This window comes from Luedemannella helvata, from assembly GCF_039528415.1.
Lineage (GTDB): Bacteria > Actinomycetota > Actinomycetes > Mycobacteriales > Micromonosporaceae > Luedemannella > Luedemannella helvata.
The window spans coordinates 128642-144367 of record NZ_BAAALS010000008.1 but is presented as its reverse complement, the minus strand read 5'-3'; the positions used below and the strand labels follow the sequence as shown (position 1 = coordinate 144367).

The 15726-nt window shown below is 72.7% G+C and carries 16 protein-coding genes; 4 read left to right on the top strand and 12 right to left on the bottom strand.

The window, feature by feature from the left end; translation table 11 throughout:
* Positions 1–20: 20 nt before the first annotated feature.
* The 5 genes from ABD191_RS10655 to ABD191_RS10635 form a co-directional block, all read right to left on the bottom strand.
* Complete coding sequence (locus ABD191_RS10655) at positions 21–1016, bottom strand: uroporphyrinogen decarboxylase/cobalamine-independent methonine synthase family protein (protein ID WP_344079456.1); 996 nt, start codon at positions 1014–1016, stop codon at positions 21–23.
* Between the two features lie 39 nt (positions 1017–1055).
* On the bottom strand, positions 1056–2132 hold the full coding sequence (gene mnmA / locus ABD191_RS10650; protein ID WP_344079453.1) for a tRNA 2-thiouridine(34) synthase MnmA: 1077 nt from the start codon (positions 2130–2132) through the stop codon (positions 1056–1058).
* A gap of 55 nt (positions 2133–2187) precedes the next feature.
* Positions 2188–3363, bottom strand: a complete 1176-nt coding sequence (locus ABD191_RS10645) for a cysteine desulfurase family protein (protein ID WP_344079450.1) — start codon at positions 3361–3363, stop codon at positions 2188–2190.
* 469 nt (positions 3364–3832) lie between these two features.
* Positions 3833–4783, bottom strand: a complete 951-nt coding sequence (locus tag ABD191_RS10640; RefSeq protein WP_344079448.1) for an electron transfer flavoprotein subunit alpha/FixB family protein — start codon at positions 4781–4783, stop codon at positions 3833–3835.
* A 7-nt stretch (positions 4784–4790) separates the two neighbouring features.
* Positions 4791–5570 (bottom strand): electron transfer flavoprotein subunit beta/FixA family protein, encoded by a 780-nt coding sequence (locus ABD191_RS10635; protein WP_344079446.1) that lies wholly within the window; start codon positions 5568–5570, stop codon positions 4791–4793.
* Between the two features lie 202 nt (positions 5571–5772).
* Here ABD191_RS10635 and ABD191_RS10630 point away from each other — a divergent pair, with 202 nt between their 5' ends.
* Positions 5773–5949, top strand: a complete 177-nt coding sequence (locus ABD191_RS10630) for a hypothetical protein (protein WP_344079444.1) — start codon at positions 5773–5775, stop codon at positions 5947–5949.
* Here ABD191_RS10630 and ABD191_RS10625 read toward each other — a convergent pair.
* Positions 5941–6753, bottom strand: coding sequence for a GNAT family N-acetyltransferase (locus tag ABD191_RS10625; protein WP_344079442.1), 813 nt, complete (start codon positions 6751–6753; stop codon positions 5941–5943). The two genes, ABD191_RS10630 and ABD191_RS10625, sit on opposite strands and share 9 nt — an antisense overlap.
* A 56-nt stretch (positions 6754–6809) precedes the next feature.
* Here ABD191_RS10625 and ABD191_RS10620 point away from each other — a divergent pair, with 56 nt between their 5' ends.
* Positions 6810–7211: a PLD nuclease N-terminal domain-containing protein gene (locus tag ABD191_RS10620; protein WP_344079440.1), complete on the top strand. Its 402-nt coding sequence runs from the start codon at positions 6810–6812 to the stop codon at positions 7209–7211.
* A 32-nt stretch (positions 7212–7243) separates the two neighbouring features.
* Here the strand turns inward: ABD191_RS10620 and ABD191_RS10615 are convergent, their stop codons facing one another.
* Positions 7244–8875 (bottom strand): acetolactate synthase, encoded by a 1632-nt coding sequence (locus ABD191_RS10615; RefSeq protein ID WP_344079438.1) that lies wholly within the window; start codon positions 8873–8875, stop codon positions 7244–7246.
* A 28-nt stretch (positions 8876–8903) separates the two neighbouring features.
* Positions 8904–9677 carry an enoyl-CoA hydratase/isomerase family protein gene (locus ABD191_RS10610; RefSeq protein ID WP_344079436.1) on the bottom strand — a complete coding sequence of 258 codons (774 nt, stop codon included), beginning with the start codon at positions 9675–9677 and terminating at the stop codon, positions 8904–8906.
* A gap of 121 nt (positions 9678–9798) precedes the next feature.
* On the opposite strand from ABD191_RS10610, the gene ABD191_RS10605 reads away from it, so the two are divergent.
* On the top strand, positions 9799–10233 hold the full coding sequence (locus ABD191_RS10605; RefSeq protein WP_344079434.1) for a DUF6232 family protein: 435 nt from the start codon (positions 9799–9801) through the stop codon (positions 10231–10233).
* Here the strand turns inward: ABD191_RS10605 and ABD191_RS10600 are convergent.
* From ABD191_RS10600 to ABD191_RS10590, 3 genes are read right to left on the bottom strand one after another with little or no spacing between them, the layout of a single operon-like run.
* Positions 10230–10616 carry a YccF domain-containing protein gene (locus tag ABD191_RS10600; RefSeq protein ID WP_344079432.1) on the bottom strand — a complete coding sequence of 129 codons (387 nt, stop codon included), beginning with the start codon at positions 10614–10616 and terminating at the stop codon, positions 10230–10232. The two genes, ABD191_RS10605 and ABD191_RS10600, sit on opposite strands and share 4 nt — an antisense overlap.
* A 37-nt stretch (positions 10617–10653) precedes the next feature.
* Positions 10654–11682: an ABC-2 transporter permease gene (locus ABD191_RS10595; protein WP_344079430.1), complete on the bottom strand. Its 1029-nt coding sequence runs from the start codon at positions 11680–11682 to the stop codon at positions 10654–10656.
* Positions 11679–12692 (bottom strand): ATP-binding cassette domain-containing protein, encoded by a 1014-nt coding sequence (locus tag ABD191_RS10590; RefSeq protein WP_344079428.1) that lies wholly within the window; start codon positions 12690–12692, stop codon positions 11679–11681. The genes ABD191_RS10595 and ABD191_RS10590 overlap by 4 nt, the downstream gene beginning before the upstream one ends.
* A gap of 98 nt (positions 12693–12790) precedes the next feature.
* Here ABD191_RS10590 and ABD191_RS10585 point away from each other — a divergent pair, with 98 nt between their 5' ends.
* On the top strand, positions 12791–13618 hold the full coding sequence (locus tag ABD191_RS10585) for an ABC transporter ATP-binding protein (RefSeq protein ID WP_344079600.1): 828 nt from the start codon (positions 12791–12793) through the stop codon (positions 13616–13618).
* Here ABD191_RS10585 and ABD191_RS10580 read toward each other — a convergent pair.
* Positions 13615–15549 (bottom strand): penicillin-binding transpeptidase domain-containing protein, encoded by a 1935-nt coding sequence (locus ABD191_RS10580; protein ID WP_344079426.1) that lies wholly within the window; start codon positions 15547–15549, stop codon positions 13615–13617. The two genes, ABD191_RS10585 and ABD191_RS10580, sit on opposite strands and share 4 nt — an antisense overlap.
* Positions 15550–15726: the final 177 nt, after the last annotated feature.

Here is a 15726-nt window from a genome sequence, read left to right as displayed (position 1 = left end):
GCCACGGCCCTGCGACAGGTTTACGCCTCCGCGAGCCGCCGGCCGGCGTCGCGGCACGCCCGCAGCACGTCGCGCGCGTAGGTCATGGAGGCGCCGGCGAGCCCGCACGTCGGGGTCACCACGACCTGGTGGGCCGCCTGGGCGGCCGGGAAGCCGAGCCGGTGCCACAACGCGCGCACCTTGTCGGCGACCTGAGCCGAGGTGGGCGCCCGGCCCGCGACGCTGGGCGCCGCGCCGGCCAGCAAGCCCATGCCCGCGTCCAGCGCCTCGCCGAGCGGGTCGAGGTCGGTCAGCAGGGACAGGTCGAGCCCCACGCCGCGCACCCCGGCCTCGCGCAGCAGCCGTACGGGCACGTCGGCCGCGCAGGAATGCACGACGACCGGTACGCCCACCGTGTCCACGAGCGACCGGAGGCTGTCGCGGACGGCCGCCTCCGGCACCGCCCGCAGGGTCTGCCAGCCGCTCTCCGTCGGCACGGTCCCGGCCAGGACGGCCGGCAGCCAGGGCTCGTCAAGCTGCAGGACGACCTGCGCCCCGGGCAGCCGGCGCGACACCTCGGCCACGTGCACGGCCAGGCCCTCGGTCAGCGACTCGCACACGTCCCGGGCGGCGCCGTGGTCGCGCAGCAGGCGCCCGCCGATGGGCAGCTCGACGCTCGCGGCCATCGTCCATGGGCCGGCGGCCTGCACCTTGAGCGGGCCGGTGAGGCCCTCGCCCAGCTCCGTCAGCGCGTCCAGGTCGCGTTCGCGCAGGTCGTGCGTACGAAGAAGGTCGCGGCCCGGGTGGGCGGCGACCCGCCACCGGCCCGCGTAGAGCTCCACCGGCAGTTCGATGAGCAGGCCGGCGGTGCGTCCGATGAGGTCGGCGCCCGGCCCCCGGTTGGGCAGCTCAGGCAGGTGCGGCAGGTCGGGCAGCTCGCCGAGGACGACCTTGACGGCCTCACGGATGTCGGTCCCGGGCAGCGACCCCACCCCGGTGGCGGTCCCCGCCCCCCAAACCCACGCGTCGTCCGTCACGCCATCAGACGCTACCGTGCCGCGCGACGGGAAACCGCTTCAGCGGGCAGAGGAGATGGTGGCTGAGCCCAGGACGACGTCGCCCTGCGGGTCGGGGCGGTAGGCGACCAGCGCCTGGCCGGCCGCGACGCCGCGCACCGGCCGACCCAGCTCGGCGTTCAGCGAACCGCCCTCGACCGTGACGACCCCGGGCACGGTCTCCCCGTGGGCGCGCAGCTGCAGGTGCGCCTCCACCGGGCCGCTCGGCAGGGGTCCACCGGTCCACACCGGACGGTCTGCCACCACGGTGCTGACCTCGAGTGCCTCCAGAGGCCCCACGGTCACGGTGTTGGTGACCGGGGTGATGGACAGGACGTAGCGGGGGCGGCCGTCCGGCGCGGGCACCCGCAGGTCGAGCCCGCGACGCTGGCCCACCGTGAACGCAAACGCGCCCTGGTGGCGGCCGAGGACCGCGCCGGAGGTGTCCACGATGTCCCCGGGCGCCTCCCCCAGCCGCTCGGCCAGGAAGCCACGGGTGTCGCCGTCGGCGATGAAGCAGATGTCGTGCGAGTCGGGCTTGTCTGCCACGGCGAGGCCCCGCGCGGCGGCCTCCTCCCGCACCCCGGCCTTGGTCGTGTCGCCGAGGGGGAACATCGACCGGTCGAGCTGCTCGCGGGTGAGCACGGCCAGCACGTAGGACTGGTCCTTGGCGAGGTCGACGGAGCGGCGCAGCAGGCCGTCGGCGCCCAGCCGGGCGTGGTGGCCGGTGACCACGGCGTCGAAGCCCAGGGCGATCGCCCGGTCCAGCACCGCCGCGAACTTGATCTTCTCGTTGCACCGGAGGCAGGGGTTCGGCGTACGGCCCGCCGCGTACTCGGCGACGAAGTCGTCGACGACCGAGGAGTGGAACTCGTCGGCCATGTCCCACACGTAGAACGGGATGGCGATCACGTCGGCCGCCCGGCGAGCGTCGCGGGAGTCCTCCAGCGTGCAGCAGCCGCGCGCGCCCGTACGGTAGGTCTGCGGGTTGCGCGCCAGCGCCAGGTGCACGCCGGTGACGTCGTGCCCGGCGTCCACGGCCCGCGCGGCCGCCACCGCCGAGTCGACGCCGCCCGACATCGCCGCGAGTACGCGCACGCTCCGCCCGCCTTTACAAGATCTTGATTGGTACGCCCATTCGAGAGTACCCGCGTCAGCGCGCGGCCTTGAGCGCCCCGGCACGTCGCGCGCGCTCCACGGCGGCCGGCAGGGCGGCCACGACGTCGGCCACATCGGCCGCGGTCGAGGTCTGCCCGAGGGTGAACCGCAGCGAGCCGCGGGCGCGGGAGTCGTCGGCGCCCATGGCGAGCAGCACGTGCGAGGGCTGGGCGACGCCGGCGGAGCAGGCCGACCCGGTGGAGCAGGCGATGCCCTGCGCGTCGAGCAGCAGCAGGAGGGCGTCGCCCTCGCAGCCGGGGAACGAGAAGTGGGCGTTGCCGGGCAGCCGCTCGACCGGGTCGCCGTTGAGGACGGCGTCCGGCACGGCCGCGCGGACGCCGGCGACCAGCTCGTCGCGCAGCGCGCCGACCCGGAGCGCGAACTCGGTCTGGTGCTTGACGGCGAGCTCCGTGGCCACCGCGAACGCGCTGATGCCGGCCACGTCGATGGTGCCCGATCGCACGTCGCGCTCCTGACCCCCGCCGTGCAGCAGCGGGGTGCACTCGATGTCGCGGCCCAGGACGAGCGCGCCGACCCCGACCGGGCCACCGAGCTTGTGCCCGCTCAGCGTCAGGCCACCGACCCCGGCGGCCGCGACATCGACCGGCACCTGCCCGACGGCCTGGACGGCGTCGGTGTGGAACGGGATCCCGCGCTCCGCCGCCGCGGCGGCGGACTCGGCGATCGGCTGCAGCGTGCCGACCTCGTTGTTGGCCCACATCAGCGTGACGAGGGCGACCTCGTCGGCGTACTGGTCGAGCGCCGCGCGGACCGCCCCGGCGGGCACGGCGCCGCTCTCGTCGGCCGGCAGCCAGGTGACCTCGGCGCCCTCCCGCTCGACCAGCCAGTGCACGGCGTCGAGCACGGCGTGGTGCTCGACCGCGCTGGCCACGACGCGGCGGCGCCCGGCGTCGGCGGCGCGGCGGGCCCAGAAGATGCCCTTCACGGCGAGGTTGTCGCTCTCCGTGCCGCCGCCGGTGAAGATGATCTCGGAGGGGCGGCAGCCCAGCGCCGCGGCGACCCGCTCGCGGGCCTCCTCGACCCGGCGGCGGGCCAGCCGCCCGGGGGCGTGCAGCGACGAGGCGTTGCCGACCTCGCGGGCGGCCGACACGTAGGCGTCGAGCGCCTCCGGCAGCATCGGTGTAGTCGCGGCGTGATCGAGGTAGGCCATCGCATCCAGCGTAATCGGCACCATGACCCCGGCCCAGCCGCCCCGGCGCCGCTCGCGCTCCGCGCGATTTCTCATCCCGCCGGGGGACGGGTAGAGGGGCGGCCGGCGTGCCGGCCGCCCCTCGCGGGACCCCCCAGCCCCGTCAACCGGACCACCGGGGTGCTGGCAGCCCGTCCGTACGAGTGGAGCCGTCGGTCGCGTCGACCGCACCGCGCGCCGCTGACGTGCGCTCCCGAGGGACGGCGAACTGGGAGCGCTTCCACTTGTACGGCGAAGATAGAACCGTGCGGCGGCGGCGCCGAGATCCGGCGACACTCTTCGCAACTCGACCGGCGTTCGGGCTGTTCACCCCCACCTGGGACAGCACCTGCGCGCAGAAAGTTCCAACGCTTTCGAAATCGGCCCGCGGGCGGAAACGTTGCGGGCCGCACCCGTGCGGGTGCGGCCCGGTCCTACGGCCGTTCGGGGCTCAGCCCTTGCGCTTGCGGATCTCCTCGGCGGCCTGCGGAACCACGGCGAACAGGTCGCCGACCACGCCGAAGTCGGCCAGCTCGAAGATCGGTGCCTCGGCGTCCTTGTTCACCGCGACGATCGTCTTCGACGTCTGCATACCGGCCCGGTGCTGGATCGCCCCGGAGATGCCCAGCGCCACGTAGAGCTGCGGCGAGACCGTCTTGCCGGTCTGGCCCACCTGGAACTGGTGCGGGTAGAAGCCCGAGTCGGTGGCCGCGCGCGACGCGCCGACGGCGCCGCCGAGCAGGTCGGCCAGTTCCTCGACGAGCTTGAAGTTGTCCGCGCTGCCCACGCCGCGACCGCCGGAGACGACGATGGAGGCCTCCGTCAGCTCGGGGCGCGCTCCCTTGGCCTCGACGACCCGTTCGACCACACGCGCGGCCTTGTCGGCGTCCGACAGCGTCACGGACACGGGCACCACGGCCGGCGTGGTCGGTGCGGGGGTCGGCGTCACGGACGACGGCCGCACGGTGACCAGCGGGATGCCGCGCGTGACGCGGGACTTCACGATCGTGCCGCCCGCGAACACCACCTGCGTGGCGGTGCCGTCGACGGCCAGCTCGTTGACGTCGATGAGGACGCCGTTGTCGAGGCGCACCGCGAGGCGGCCGGCGATCTCCTTGCCCTCCTGCGTGGAGGGGATGAGCACGGCGGCCGGCGAGGCCTCGCGCACGAGCTGTTCCAGCACGGTCACCTTCGGGGCGACCAGATAGTCGCGCAGCTCCTCGGCGTCGGCGGCGTACACCTTCGTCGCGCCGTACTCCCCGAGGGTCTCCACGACGTCGGCCGGGGCACCCACGACGACCGCGGCCGGCTCGCCGAGCGAACGGGCGATGGTGAGCGCTTCCAGCGTGGCCTTGTTGACCTTGCCGTCGGCGACCTTGACCAGGACGAGAACCTCAGCCATCTCTACCTCACACGAACTTCTCGGACGACAGGAACTCGACCAGCGCCAGGCCACCCTCGCCGGAGTCCTCGACCCGGGTGCCGGCCGCGCGTGGCGGCCGCTTGCTGTGTTCGACCACCGCGGTCGACGCCCCGGTGGCGCCCACCTCGTCGGCGGCGATGCCCAGGTCGGCCAGTGTCAGCGTCTGGATCGGCTTCTTCTTGGCGGCCATGATGCCCTTGAACGAGGGGAAGCGCGGCTCGTTGATGGTGTCCCACACGCTGACGACGGCGGGCGTCGACGCGGTGAGGACCTCGTAGCCCTCCTCGGTCTGCCGCTCGGCCGTCAGCGACGTGCCGTCGACCGTGAGCTTGCGGGTGCCGGTGAGCGCGGGCGCGCCCAGCCGCTCGGCGACCATCTGCGGCACGACCTGGCCGCGCGCGTCCGTGGCCTCGGCGCCGCAGAGGATCAGGTCGGGCGACAGCGTGCGCAGCGCGGCGGCGAGCACCTTGGAGGTGGCCAGCGCGCACGAGCCGGCGAGGGCGTCGTCGACGATGTGCACGCCCTTGTCCGGGCCCATCTGCAGGCCCTTGCGGATCGCCTCGGTGGCGCGCTCGGGGCCCATGGACAGCAGCGTGACCTCGCCGCCGTGCGCCTCCTGGAGCTTGAGCGCCTCCTCGATGGCGTACTCGTCCATCTCGTTGATGACGTTGTTGGCCGACTCCCGGTCGACAGTGTTGTCGTCGCTGCGCAGGCTGCGCTCCGCACTGGAGTCGGGCACCTGCTTGACGAGTACGACGATATTCATCGCTTTCGACGTCCTCCTGCTTGAACGACCGAGCGGTCGTGGTGGCTCTCCCGAATGGTGCCACCCTGCCGGAGCTGGGCAACGGGCAGCCGCGGAGCCCAATGTTACCCACAGGTAAGTTAACCGGGCCCCGACGGATCTATGACTCAGCTCACGACGGCCGCCCCACGCACGCATACTGAGGTGCGGCAGGAGGTGCAAAATGGCAGCTCACGAGCTTGATTCACATGTGATCGTCGATACGGACGCGCTCGCCGCGCCCTCCGGCGACGCGCCGGCGCACCGCTGCCGGGCGGCGCCGGAGGAGCATCTGTGCTCCTGCGGGCGGTTGCGCGAGGACTGCGTGCGCGACACCGTCCGCGCGGTGTGGTCAACGTAACAGTGGCGGCGCCCACACGTACGGCGTCGTGGTGGTGAGCGCGACGAACCCCAGCCGCTGCAGGATCGGCCGGCTGTTGTCAGAGGCGTCCACCTGGAGGACCCGGTAGCCGCGCGCCACCGCCAGGCTCGCCCGCCGGGCGACGAGGGCCTTGTAGATGCCGCGTCCCCGCCACGCGGCCAGCGTCGACCCGCCCCACAGCGTGGCGAACCCGGTACCTGTGACATACCGCACCCACCCGGCTGACACGACCTCCCCGTCCGCCTCCGCCATCACCACGGTGACCGACCCGGGGTCCGCCGCGATCTCCTTGCTGAGCGCCTCGGCCTGCCACGTGCGGTCCGCGCCCCACACCCGCGACTCCATGGCCGCGATCCGCGCCAGGTCCGCGTCGGACACGACCTCCTTGAGGAGTACGCCGTCCGGCGGCGTGAGCCCGGCCGTGCTCAACGGCGCGGCGAGCCCCACGACGACCGTCTCCCGTTCCTCCGGCTCGAACCCCGCGGCGACCAGCCGGTCGGGCAGCGAGGCGGGCAGGTCGTGACCGTGCAGCTTCCACTCCACCCCCTCGCCCCGGGCCGCGAAGTAGTCCCGCTGCCGGGCGATCAGCTCGTCGAGCGCGTCCCCGTCCAGCCCACCGAGATCGCGATAGGTCACGAATCCCTGATTATCGAGTCCGACGAAGCGCAGCAGCGGGCCGTCGGTCTCCACCCGACCGCCTTCCGGCATGGGATCAGGCACGTGGGCCCGGAGGTGGGCGTCGTACTCGGCCAGCAGCCCCGCCAGATCGGCGTCGTTGTCCATGTCCCCAGCCTCCCCCGAGGGCTGCGCCCGGCGGTCGCAGGGTGCATCATTCACCCGTGGCCCGCGTATACCTCCTGCTCTTCATCATCAACCTCGTCCTCGCCGTGGCGGCCCTGATCGACTGCCTGTCGGCCGAGGAGGACGAGATCCGCGCCCTGCCACGCCTCTTCTGGGTGCTCATCATCCTGCTGTTCTCGCCGATCGGCCCGATCGCCTGGTTCATCGCCGGCCGTCCACAACGGACGGCGGCCCGTCCGGGCGGCGCCTGGCGCCCCGGCAACGGTTTCCCCGAGGCGACGCGGCCCCGGCCCCTGGCCCCCGACGACGACCCCGCGTTCCTGGCCAACCTCAACCAGGTCCGCAAGGACGACGAGGAACTCCTGCGGCGTTGGGAGGAGGACCTCCGCCGCCGCGAGGAGGAACTGCGCAACAAGGACGAGGACGACCGCAAGAGCTGACCGGCGGGCCGCGGCCCACGCCGGGTGAGCGCTCAGGCCAGGTTGGAGGAGCGGGGGTAGGCGTCCGTCGGGTCGGTGAGGACGTTGACGAGGTACGGCACGCCGGCGTCGAACGCGCGACGCAGCGCCGGGCCCAGGTCGCCGGGCTTCTCGACGGTCTCCCCCGCCCCGCCGAGCGCGCGGACCACGTCGTCGTAGCGCAGGCCGGGCTGCAGGTCGGCGGCCACGTCGTAGCCGTACATGGCCCGCATGGGGTGCTTCTCCAGCCCCCAGATGCCGTTGTTGCCGACCACGATCACGACCGGCAACCCCTGGCGGGCCAGCGACTCGACGTCCATCAGGGAGAAGCCGGCCGCGCCGTCGCCCATGAGTACGCAGATCTGGCGGTCGGGGTAGGTGACCCGGGCGCCGAGCGCGTACCCCATGCCGGTGCCCAGGCAGCCGTACGGGCCGGGGTCGAGCCACGTGCCGGGCTGGGCCGGCTCCAGGTACCTGCCGGCGTAGGAGACGAAGTCGCCGCCGTCGCCGATGGTGACCGCGTCGGGCTCCAGGACCTTGCGCAGCTCGCCGTAGACGCGGCTGGGCTTGATCGGGTCGGTGTCGGCGTCGAGTTCGGCCAGCTCGGCCTGGCGGGCGGCGTCCTCGATCTGGCGCAGCTGGGTGACCCAGTCGACATGCGCGGCGCGGTTGCCGGCCGGCGCGTCGGCCAGCGCGGACAGGATCAGCCGCAGGTCACCGGCCGGCGAGACGGCCGCGCTGACGTGCTCGGCCCGCTGGGTCGGGGCGTCGACGATGTGGATGACCTGGGCGTCGCCGAAGTCGCCGAAGCTGAGCCGGAAGTCCAGCGGCGTGCCGACGACCGCGACCACGTCGGCGCCGCGCAGCGCGGCCCGGCGCGCCTTGGCGAACGCCAGCGGGTGCTCGGGCGGCAGGCTGCCGCGCCCCATGCCGTTGGTGAAGACCGGTACGTGCAGGGCCTCGGCGGCCTCGCGCAGGGCCGCGGTGGCGTCGCCGGCATACACGTCCGAGCCCACGATGATGACGGGCCGCTGCGCGGCGGCGAGCAGGGCGGCCGCGCGGGCCACCTCGTCGGGGTCGGGCGCGAGCACGGGCGGGGTCGTGGTCTCGGGCTCGGCGCCCTCGCCGTAGCTGAAGATGACGTCGAGCGGCAGGTCGAGGAAGACCGGGCCGCGGTGCGCGGTCAGCGCCGTGAGGGCCGCACCGTGCACGGCGCCGTAGACGTCGTCCGTGCTGGTCACGGTGGCCGCGAGCTTGGTCACGGGCGTGACGAGCGGCACGTGGTCGATCTCCTGCAGGCTGCCGGCGCCCCAGCGGAACTGCGGGGCCCGGCCGCCCAGCACGACGACGGGCGCGCCGTTGAAGTACGCGCTGGTCAGACCCGAGATGCCGTTGGTGACGCCCGGCCCGGCGGTGAGCACGGCGAGCGACGGGCGGCGTTGGAGCTTGGCGACGGCCTCGGCGGCGAACACGGCGGACTGCTCGTGGCGCACGTCGACCAGCCGTACGGCGCCGTCGCTGTTGTGCACGGCGTCGTACAGCGGGAACACGTGCCCGCCGGAGAGGGTGAACATCTCCCGCACGCCGAATGCCCGCAGCGCCGCCAGCGCCAGGTGCCCGCCGTGCCCCTCGACCCGCTCGCCCATGCCGCCTCCTCGCCGTCAAACGCGAATCTTACTCACGACCGAACTCGGGGCGGCGCTTCTCGACGAAGGCGGCCATCCCCTCGGCCCGGTCCGCCGTCGCGAACAGGCCCGCGAACAGTTGACTCTCCCACGCCAGGGCGGCCGGCAGGCTCAGCTCCAGGCCCTCGTCCACGGCCTGCTTCGCCGCGCGCAGGGCCAGGGCCGGTCCGGTCACGTACGGCCGCACGAGCGCCACGGCCGCGTCGTACACCTCGTCGGCGGGTACCACCCGGTCGGCCAGGCCGATGCGCAACGCCTCCGCCGCGTCGACCATGCGGCCCGACATGATCAGCTCCTTGGCCCGGGCCGGGCCGATCAGCCGGGGCAGCCGCTGGGTGCCGCCCGCGCCCGGGATCAGCCCGATTGTGATCTCGGGCTGGCCCAGCTTCGCGTCCTCGGCCACCACCCGCCAGTCGCAGGCCAGGGCCAGCTCGCAGCCGCCGCCGAGCGCGTACCCGTTGATGGCCGCGACCACCGGCTTCGGGATGCGCGCCACCGCGTCGAACGCGCTCGACAGGTCGCGCGCCCGCGCCACCATGTCGGCATAGGACATCCCGGCCATCTCCTTGATGTCCGCGCCGGCCGCGAAGACCTTCCGTCCGCCGTACACGACGACGGCGCGGACCTCGGCCGACGCGGACGCCCACGCGGCCGCGGACCGCAACTGCTCCTGAGTGGCCACGTCGAGCGCGTTCATCGGCGGACGCGCCAGCGTGATGGTGCCGACGCCGTCGGTCACCTCACAGCGCACGTACTCACCCATCGGTCCCTCCTTCGCAGCGCCGTCGCAGGCGAGGTTAGCCCGTCCGGTGACCTGTCGGGGTGGAATCGTTGCCGGGCACCGTCCGCGGGCTCACACTGGTGGTACGGGATCGGAGCCTGCCATGGCCATCTTGTTCAATGAGCGTGACCTGCTCATCACGGATGAACGCGTCCGCACGCCCCGCCGCGAGTACCCGATCCACCGGGTGCGCCGCGCGTGGGTGTCCCTGCCCGAGTCGACGCGGGGCCTGCGCCTCGTCGTCACGGCGCTCCTGGTCGGCGCGGTGGTCGCCGTGGCGGCGTGGGCCGTGGCCAGCGGTTGGCTCACCGACCACTGGATAGCCGTGCCGCTGTTCATCGTCGCGGCCGCCGTCGCCGGCTGGGCCGGCTTCCTGGACCCGCTCGCCATCTACCTGGAGAAGCGCCGGCACGACCTGTGGATCGACGTGGACGGCGTCGCGGTGCACGTGTGGTCGGACAACAAGGTCGAGGTCAACAAGGCGGTACGCGCCATCGACCGCGCCCGGGAACGGCACCGCGACGCCCAGTGGCGTTAGTCGCGCGACACGATCTCGTGGCCGAGGGGGAACAGCGACACCGGCACCAGCTTGATGTTCGCCAGACCCAGCGGGATGCCGATGATGGTGATGAACTGGCCGATCGCCGTCGTGATGTGGCCCAGCGCCAGCCACCAGCCGGCGACGATGAACCAGATCACATTCCCGACCGACGACGCGACCCCGGCCGACTCCTTGCGCACGAGGTCACGCCCGAACGGCCAGAGGCAGTAGTTGGCCATCCGGAACGAGGCCACGCCGAACGGGATCGTCACGATCAGGACATAGCAGATCAGGCCGGCCACGGCGTAGCCGAGCGCCAGGAAGAACCCGCCGAAGATGAGCCAGCCGATGTTCATGATGAGGTTCAGCGTGCTTCGCATACCTCGATGGTGACCGGTGCCGTCCACCCCGGTGCGCTCAGGCGATGTCCCGGCGCCGGAACGCGAACAGGGCCGCGCCGGCGAGCAGCACCACGACCGTGCCGAGGACCGCCGACGACGCGGCCAGGTCCACGACGTAGAACCGGTTGCCGCAGCCCGGGCCGACACCGGCGCAGACGTCGTACTCGTAGAGCTCCACCCGCTGGGTGAGCCAGGCACCGATGTACGTCGACAGCCGGAACCGCTCCGGGAAGCTCGCGTTGAGCACCCCGAACACGAGCAGGGTGCCCAGCTCGACAACGATCGCGTACCCGATGCCGATGCCGAGCGCCGAGGCGGTGTGCCGGCCCAGCGAGGCCAGCGCGAAGCCGATCGCCGCGCTGGCGAGCGCGAGCACGAGCACCCGCAGGCACAGCAGGGCGGTCGACTGCCAGAAGCCGGCCGTGGCACCGTCGACGACGCCCCGCCACTGCGCCACCAGCCCCAGGCCGCCGGTCCACAGCGCCAGGTAGGCCGCGCCGACCGCGGCTGTGCCCAGCAGCGCCGCCGTGAGCTTCGTGGCCAGCAGCGCGACGCGGCGCGGGTACCACAGCGCGAGGTTCGTCATGCCGCCCGAGGTCCATTCGGCGCCCACGAACGACGCCCCGATGGTGAAGGCGAACAGGCACAGCACCAGTGCGGCCAGATAGAGCCAGGTGTCCAGCTCGTACCGCAGGTTGAACTGGTCGGGCAGGTAGGCGACGGGGTCGCTCGGCGAGATGGCGCGGGCCTTCTCCAGGATGCCGGCGCACACCTCGATGCCGCCGTTGCCCCAGGTGCCGCTCGGCGTGGGCGAGGTGACGTCCTCAACACAGTTCTCGTACTCGAGCTGCAACATCTGCTTGTTGAGCTCGAAGTCGCGCTGCGCGGCGTCCTTGGCGGCCGCGTACTGCTCCGGGCCGACGGGCGTGGAGTTGCCCGCGACGGCCGCCAGGACCGTGCCCATGATCAACAAAATGAAGATCGACAGTACGTGCAGGAACCGGCGCGCGAAGAACCGGCTCAGCTCGGTGCGCAGCAGTCTCACTGGGACAGCTCCTCGGCTTTCGCCGGCGCCTCGGTCGGCGCGGGCCAGGGTTCGTCGCGTGACTCGTCCACCGGACGGTGGGTGCCCGGCTCGGGCGTGGTGCCCGTGATCGTGAGGAAGACGCTCTCCAGGTCGGGCGTGAGCGGCGACAGCTCCGTCAGCCAGACGCCCGCGCTGCCAAGCACCTCGCTCACCCGGGCCGGATCGCTCACCCCGCCGACCACCAGGCGGCCGTCGCGGGGCACCACGCTCAGGCCCGCGGCGCTGAGCAGCTCGGCGGCCCGGTCACGGTCGTCGTCGCGGACGCCCACGAGGTGTTCGCCCTTGTCCTGTGTGGCCAGCACGTCCGCGACCGGGCCGGCCGCGACCCGCTTGCCGCGCGAGATGATCGTCACCGAGTCGCAGATCTGCTCGATCTCGTCGAGCAGGTGGCTGGACACGAGCACGGTCGACCCGGCCGCCGCGAGGCCGCGCACCAGGTCGCGCATCTCCCGGATGCCCGCCGGGTCCAGGCCGTTGGCCGGCTCGTCCAGGATCAACAGTTCGGGGGACTTCAGCAGCGCGGTCGCCACGGCCAGCCGCTGCTTCATGCCCAGGGAGTACGTTTTGACCTTCTCGTCGCCGCGCTCGCGCATACCGACCAGCTCCAGCACCTGATCGACCCGGGCGTCCGGCAGCCCGCCGACGCGGGCGAGCAGCGACAACGTGCGCCGGCCGGTGAAGTTGCGGAAGAACTGCGGGCTCTCCACGATCGCGCCGAACCGGTGCACGACCGCGGGCAGCGCCTGCGGCACCGGCTGGCCGAACAGGAACATCCGCCCGGAGTCCGCGCGGGCCAGCCCCAGCAGTGTCCGCAGCGTCGTCGTCTTGCCCGAACCGTTCGGCCCGAGGAACCCGTGCACCTGCCCCGCCGTGACCTGCATATCGAACCCGTTGAGCGCCACGCGTTTGCCGCGCAGCAGGCTGACGTACGTCTTGCGGAGGTTCTCGATCTCGATCACCGCGGCCACAGCGGCCCCTCTCGATCCGGGTGTCGGCACACACTACTGGCCCCGGACCCCGCGCGGGGGGACGGCTGACAGCGGCCCTGGTAGAGCCGCATGGTTGGATAGTCGGCGTGCCACAGGAGCCCCCGCTGGACGCCCCGGTCGACGACGACACCGTGATCGCGGTCCGCAACGCCACCGTGACCCGGGGCGGCAACCATCTGATCCACAACCTCAGCTGGCAGGTCGAGCTCGACGAGCGCTGGGTCGTGCTGGGCCCCAACGGCGCCGGCAAGACCACCCTGCTCAACCTGGCCGCCGCCCGGCTGCACCCCACCCGCGGCCGGGTGTACGTGCTCGGCGAGCGCCTCGGCCGCGTCGACATCAACGAGCTGCGCCCCCGCATCGGCCTGGCCACGGTGGCGCTGCACGACCGGATGCCGCCCGACGAGACCGTGCACAACATCGTGCTGACCGCGGCGTGGTCGGTGCTCGGCCGCTTCCGCGAGTCGTACGACCCGATCGACGAGTCCCGGGCCACGGCCCTGCTGGAGCAGCTCGGCATGGGTCCGCTCGCTTCCCGGCTCTACGGCACCCTGTCGGAGGGCGAGCGCAAGCGGGTCCAGATCGCCCGGGCGCTCATGACCGACCCGGAACTGCTGCTGCTCGACGAGCCGGCCGCGGGCCTGGACCTGGGCGGCCGCGAGGACCTGGTCCGCCGGCTCGCGGAGCTGGCCGCCGACCCGGACTCCCCGGCGCTGGTCCTCGTCACCCACCACGTGGAGGAGATCCCGCCCGGCTTCAGCCACGGCCTGCTCCTCCGCGACGGCGAGGTGGTGGCTCAGGGCCTGCTCAGGGACGTGCTCACCGGGGAGAACCTGACGGCCACGTTCGGCGTACCGCTGCGCGTGGACCACGCCGACGGCCGCTGGTCCGCCCGCGCCGCCTAGTTGAGGTTCTCCAGGAACTTCTTCGCCAGGGGGATGGCCGGGCCGGCCGAGCCGCCCTTCTCCACGAAGACGCAGAACGCGATGTCGTCCTGGTACCCCATGATCCAGCGGTGGTCTTCCTTGGTCTCCTCCGAGTACTCGGCCGTGCCGCTCTTGGCGTAAACCGGGTCGCCGGGCACGTCAACGAGCTGGGTGGCCGTGCCGTCCGTGACGACCTCGCGCATCATCGTGCGCAGCGCCGCGACCGACGACTCCTTCAGCGGGGCCTGCGGGGTGGCCGGCGCGGCGGACGCGGTGGCCCCGGCCGCACCGGCGGGCGGCTCGGTGAACAGCTTCGGCTGCTGCCAGGAACCCCTGGCCACCGCGGCGGCGGCGCCGGCCATGGCGACCGGACTGACGAGCGTGTCTCCCTGGCCGAAGGAGGCCGCCGCGAGGTCGACCTTGGTGATATTGGGGCCGAGCGAGCCCGTGAAGGCGGGGGCGCCGAGCTTCCAGTCCACGCCCACGCCGAGCGCGGCGGCGGCGCCGGCCAGCTGCTCGGGCTGCAACTTGAGGCCGACGTTGATGAAGGCGGTATTGCAGGAACGGGCGAAGTCCTTACGGAACGGGACCTTGCCGAGGAAGGAGTTGTTCGCGTTGTTGAACACCCGGCCCTCGACGGCCAGCGTCTTCGGGCAGTCGACGATGCTGTCGGCGGTGACGAGGCCGGCGTCGAGGCCGGCCAAGGCGGTGACCACCTTGAACGTGGAGCCCGGCGGCACCTGGGCGGTGAAGGCGTAGTTCTCCGTGCCGCCGTTCGGGCCGTTGGCGACGGCCACGACCGCGCCGTCGCTGATCCGGATCGCGACGAGCGAGGTGTTGTACTTCTTCTGGCCGGCGAGCGCGTTGTCGGCCGCGTTCTGGATCTTCTGCACGATCGTGGTCCTGAGCGGGGTGCCGTCGACCGGCGCGACGCGGAACAGCTCGGGGGTCTCGACCTGGGTGCCGTCGCCGTCGACCCGGCCGTTGATGACCACGGCGAAGCCGTTGCGGCCGCGTAGCTGCTCGTCGTAGATCTCCTGCAGGCCACCCTGGCCCACCTGGTCGCCGATCTCGTAGCGGCCCGGGTGGGCGTCCATGTCGTCCTTCTGCACGTCGCCGACCTGGCCGAGCAGGGCGCGGGCGAAGGACCTCGTGGGCGCGAGCATCAGGCTGCGCTCGCGGAAGACCGTGCCGTCCAGGTCGCGGATCTCGCCGCGGATGCGGTTGTAGACCTCTCGGCGCAGGGTCACGATGTCGACCCACGCGTCGGGCTTGGCGGCCTTGATCCGGGCGGGCAGGTCGGTGAGGCCGGCGTCCACGTCGACGGACTTGAGCGCCTCGTCGAGCCGCTTGGTGAGGTCCTCGGCGTCCTTGACCCGGCGCGGTTCGACGCCCACGTCGACGACCGGACGGGGCTTGACGATCGCGTCGCCGCCGCCGTCGAGGACGCTGGCCCGCTGGGCGACGAGGCGCCTGGTGCCGAGCTTGTCGCCGGCCTGCAGCTGCTCGTGCATGGTCGCGGGGGTCCACACGACCGCCCACGTGTCCGCCTTCTTGTGCAGGCGAACGGTCGTGTCGTAGGTCCAGACGATCCCCTCGGCGACCGTCCACTCCACCTTGACGGGCGCGGTCGCGTCCTTCTCCGTGACGGTGGCCTTCGCGGCGGTCAGCTTGATCGGCTTGTCGAGGAGGGTGCCCGACAGGGCCTTGAGCTGGGCGAGCACGTCGGCGGCGGGCATGGTGTCGCCGGTGGCCGCCAGGAAGCCCACCTTCCCGAGGTCCTTGTTCCTCCAGCCCTCCAGGAACGCGCGCACGGTCGGGTCGGGGCCATCGTCCTTGCCGCAGGCGGCGAGGGTGCCAGCGACGACCACCCCCATGACGAGAATGGCGGCGACAAGTCGACGACGCATGCGGTCCCCTCCACACGGTTCGGATCCGGACAGCCCGGGGCATGTCATTGTGCCCGGTCAGGACGACACGCGCTCCGCCCGAAAGCCCCATAACGCTGCAATCTCCGCGGGAATGTGGCGGAACGCATGACGCGAGCCAACCGGCCGGGCGCGTCTGTTCGACTGCCGACAGCGGCC

What these genes read in the sequence shown, in the direction of transcription:
- ABD191_RS10640 (WP_344079448.1), bottom strand. Translation starts at nt 4,783, where the DNA reads ATGGCTGAGGTTCTCGTCCTGGTCAAGGTCGCCGACGGCAAGGTCAAC.
- ABD191_RS10625 (WP_344079442.1), bottom strand. Translation starts at nt 6,753, where the DNA reads ATGGACAACGACGCCGATCTGGCGGGGCTGCTGGCCGAGTACGACGCC.
- ABD191_RS10600 (WP_344079432.1), bottom strand. Translation starts at nt 10,616, where the DNA reads ATGCGAAGCACGCTGAACCTCATCATGAACATCGGCTGGCTCATCTTC.
- ABD191_RS10610 (WP_344079436.1), bottom strand. Translation starts at nt 9,677, where the DNA reads ATGGGTGAGTACGTGCGCTGTGAGGTGACCGACGGCGTCGGCACCATC.
- ABD191_RS10580 (WP_344079426.1), bottom strand. Translation starts at nt 15,549, where the DNA reads ATGCGTCGTCGACTTGTCGCCGCCATTCTCGTCATGGGGGTGGTCGTC.
- ABD191_RS10615 (WP_344079438.1), bottom strand. Translation starts at nt 8,875, where the DNA reads ATGGGCGAGCGGGTCGAGGGGCACGGCGGGCACCTGGCGCTGGCGGCG.
- ABD191_RS10630 (WP_344079444.1), top strand. Translation starts at nt 5,773, where the DNA reads ATGGCAGCTCACGAGCTTGATTCACATGTGATCGTCGATACGGACGCG.
- ABD191_RS10635 (WP_344079446.1), bottom strand. Translation starts at nt 5,570, where the DNA reads ATGAATATCGTCGTACTCGTCAAGCAGGTGCCCGACTCCAGTGCGGAG.
- ABD191_RS10605 (WP_344079434.1), top strand. Translation starts at nt 9,799, where the DNA reads ATGGCCATCTTGTTCAATGAGCGTGACCTGCTCATCACGGATGAACGC.
- ABD191_RS10645 (WP_344079450.1), bottom strand. Translation starts at nt 3,363, where the DNA reads ATGGCCTACCTCGATCACGCCGCGACTACACCGATGCTGCCGGAGGCG.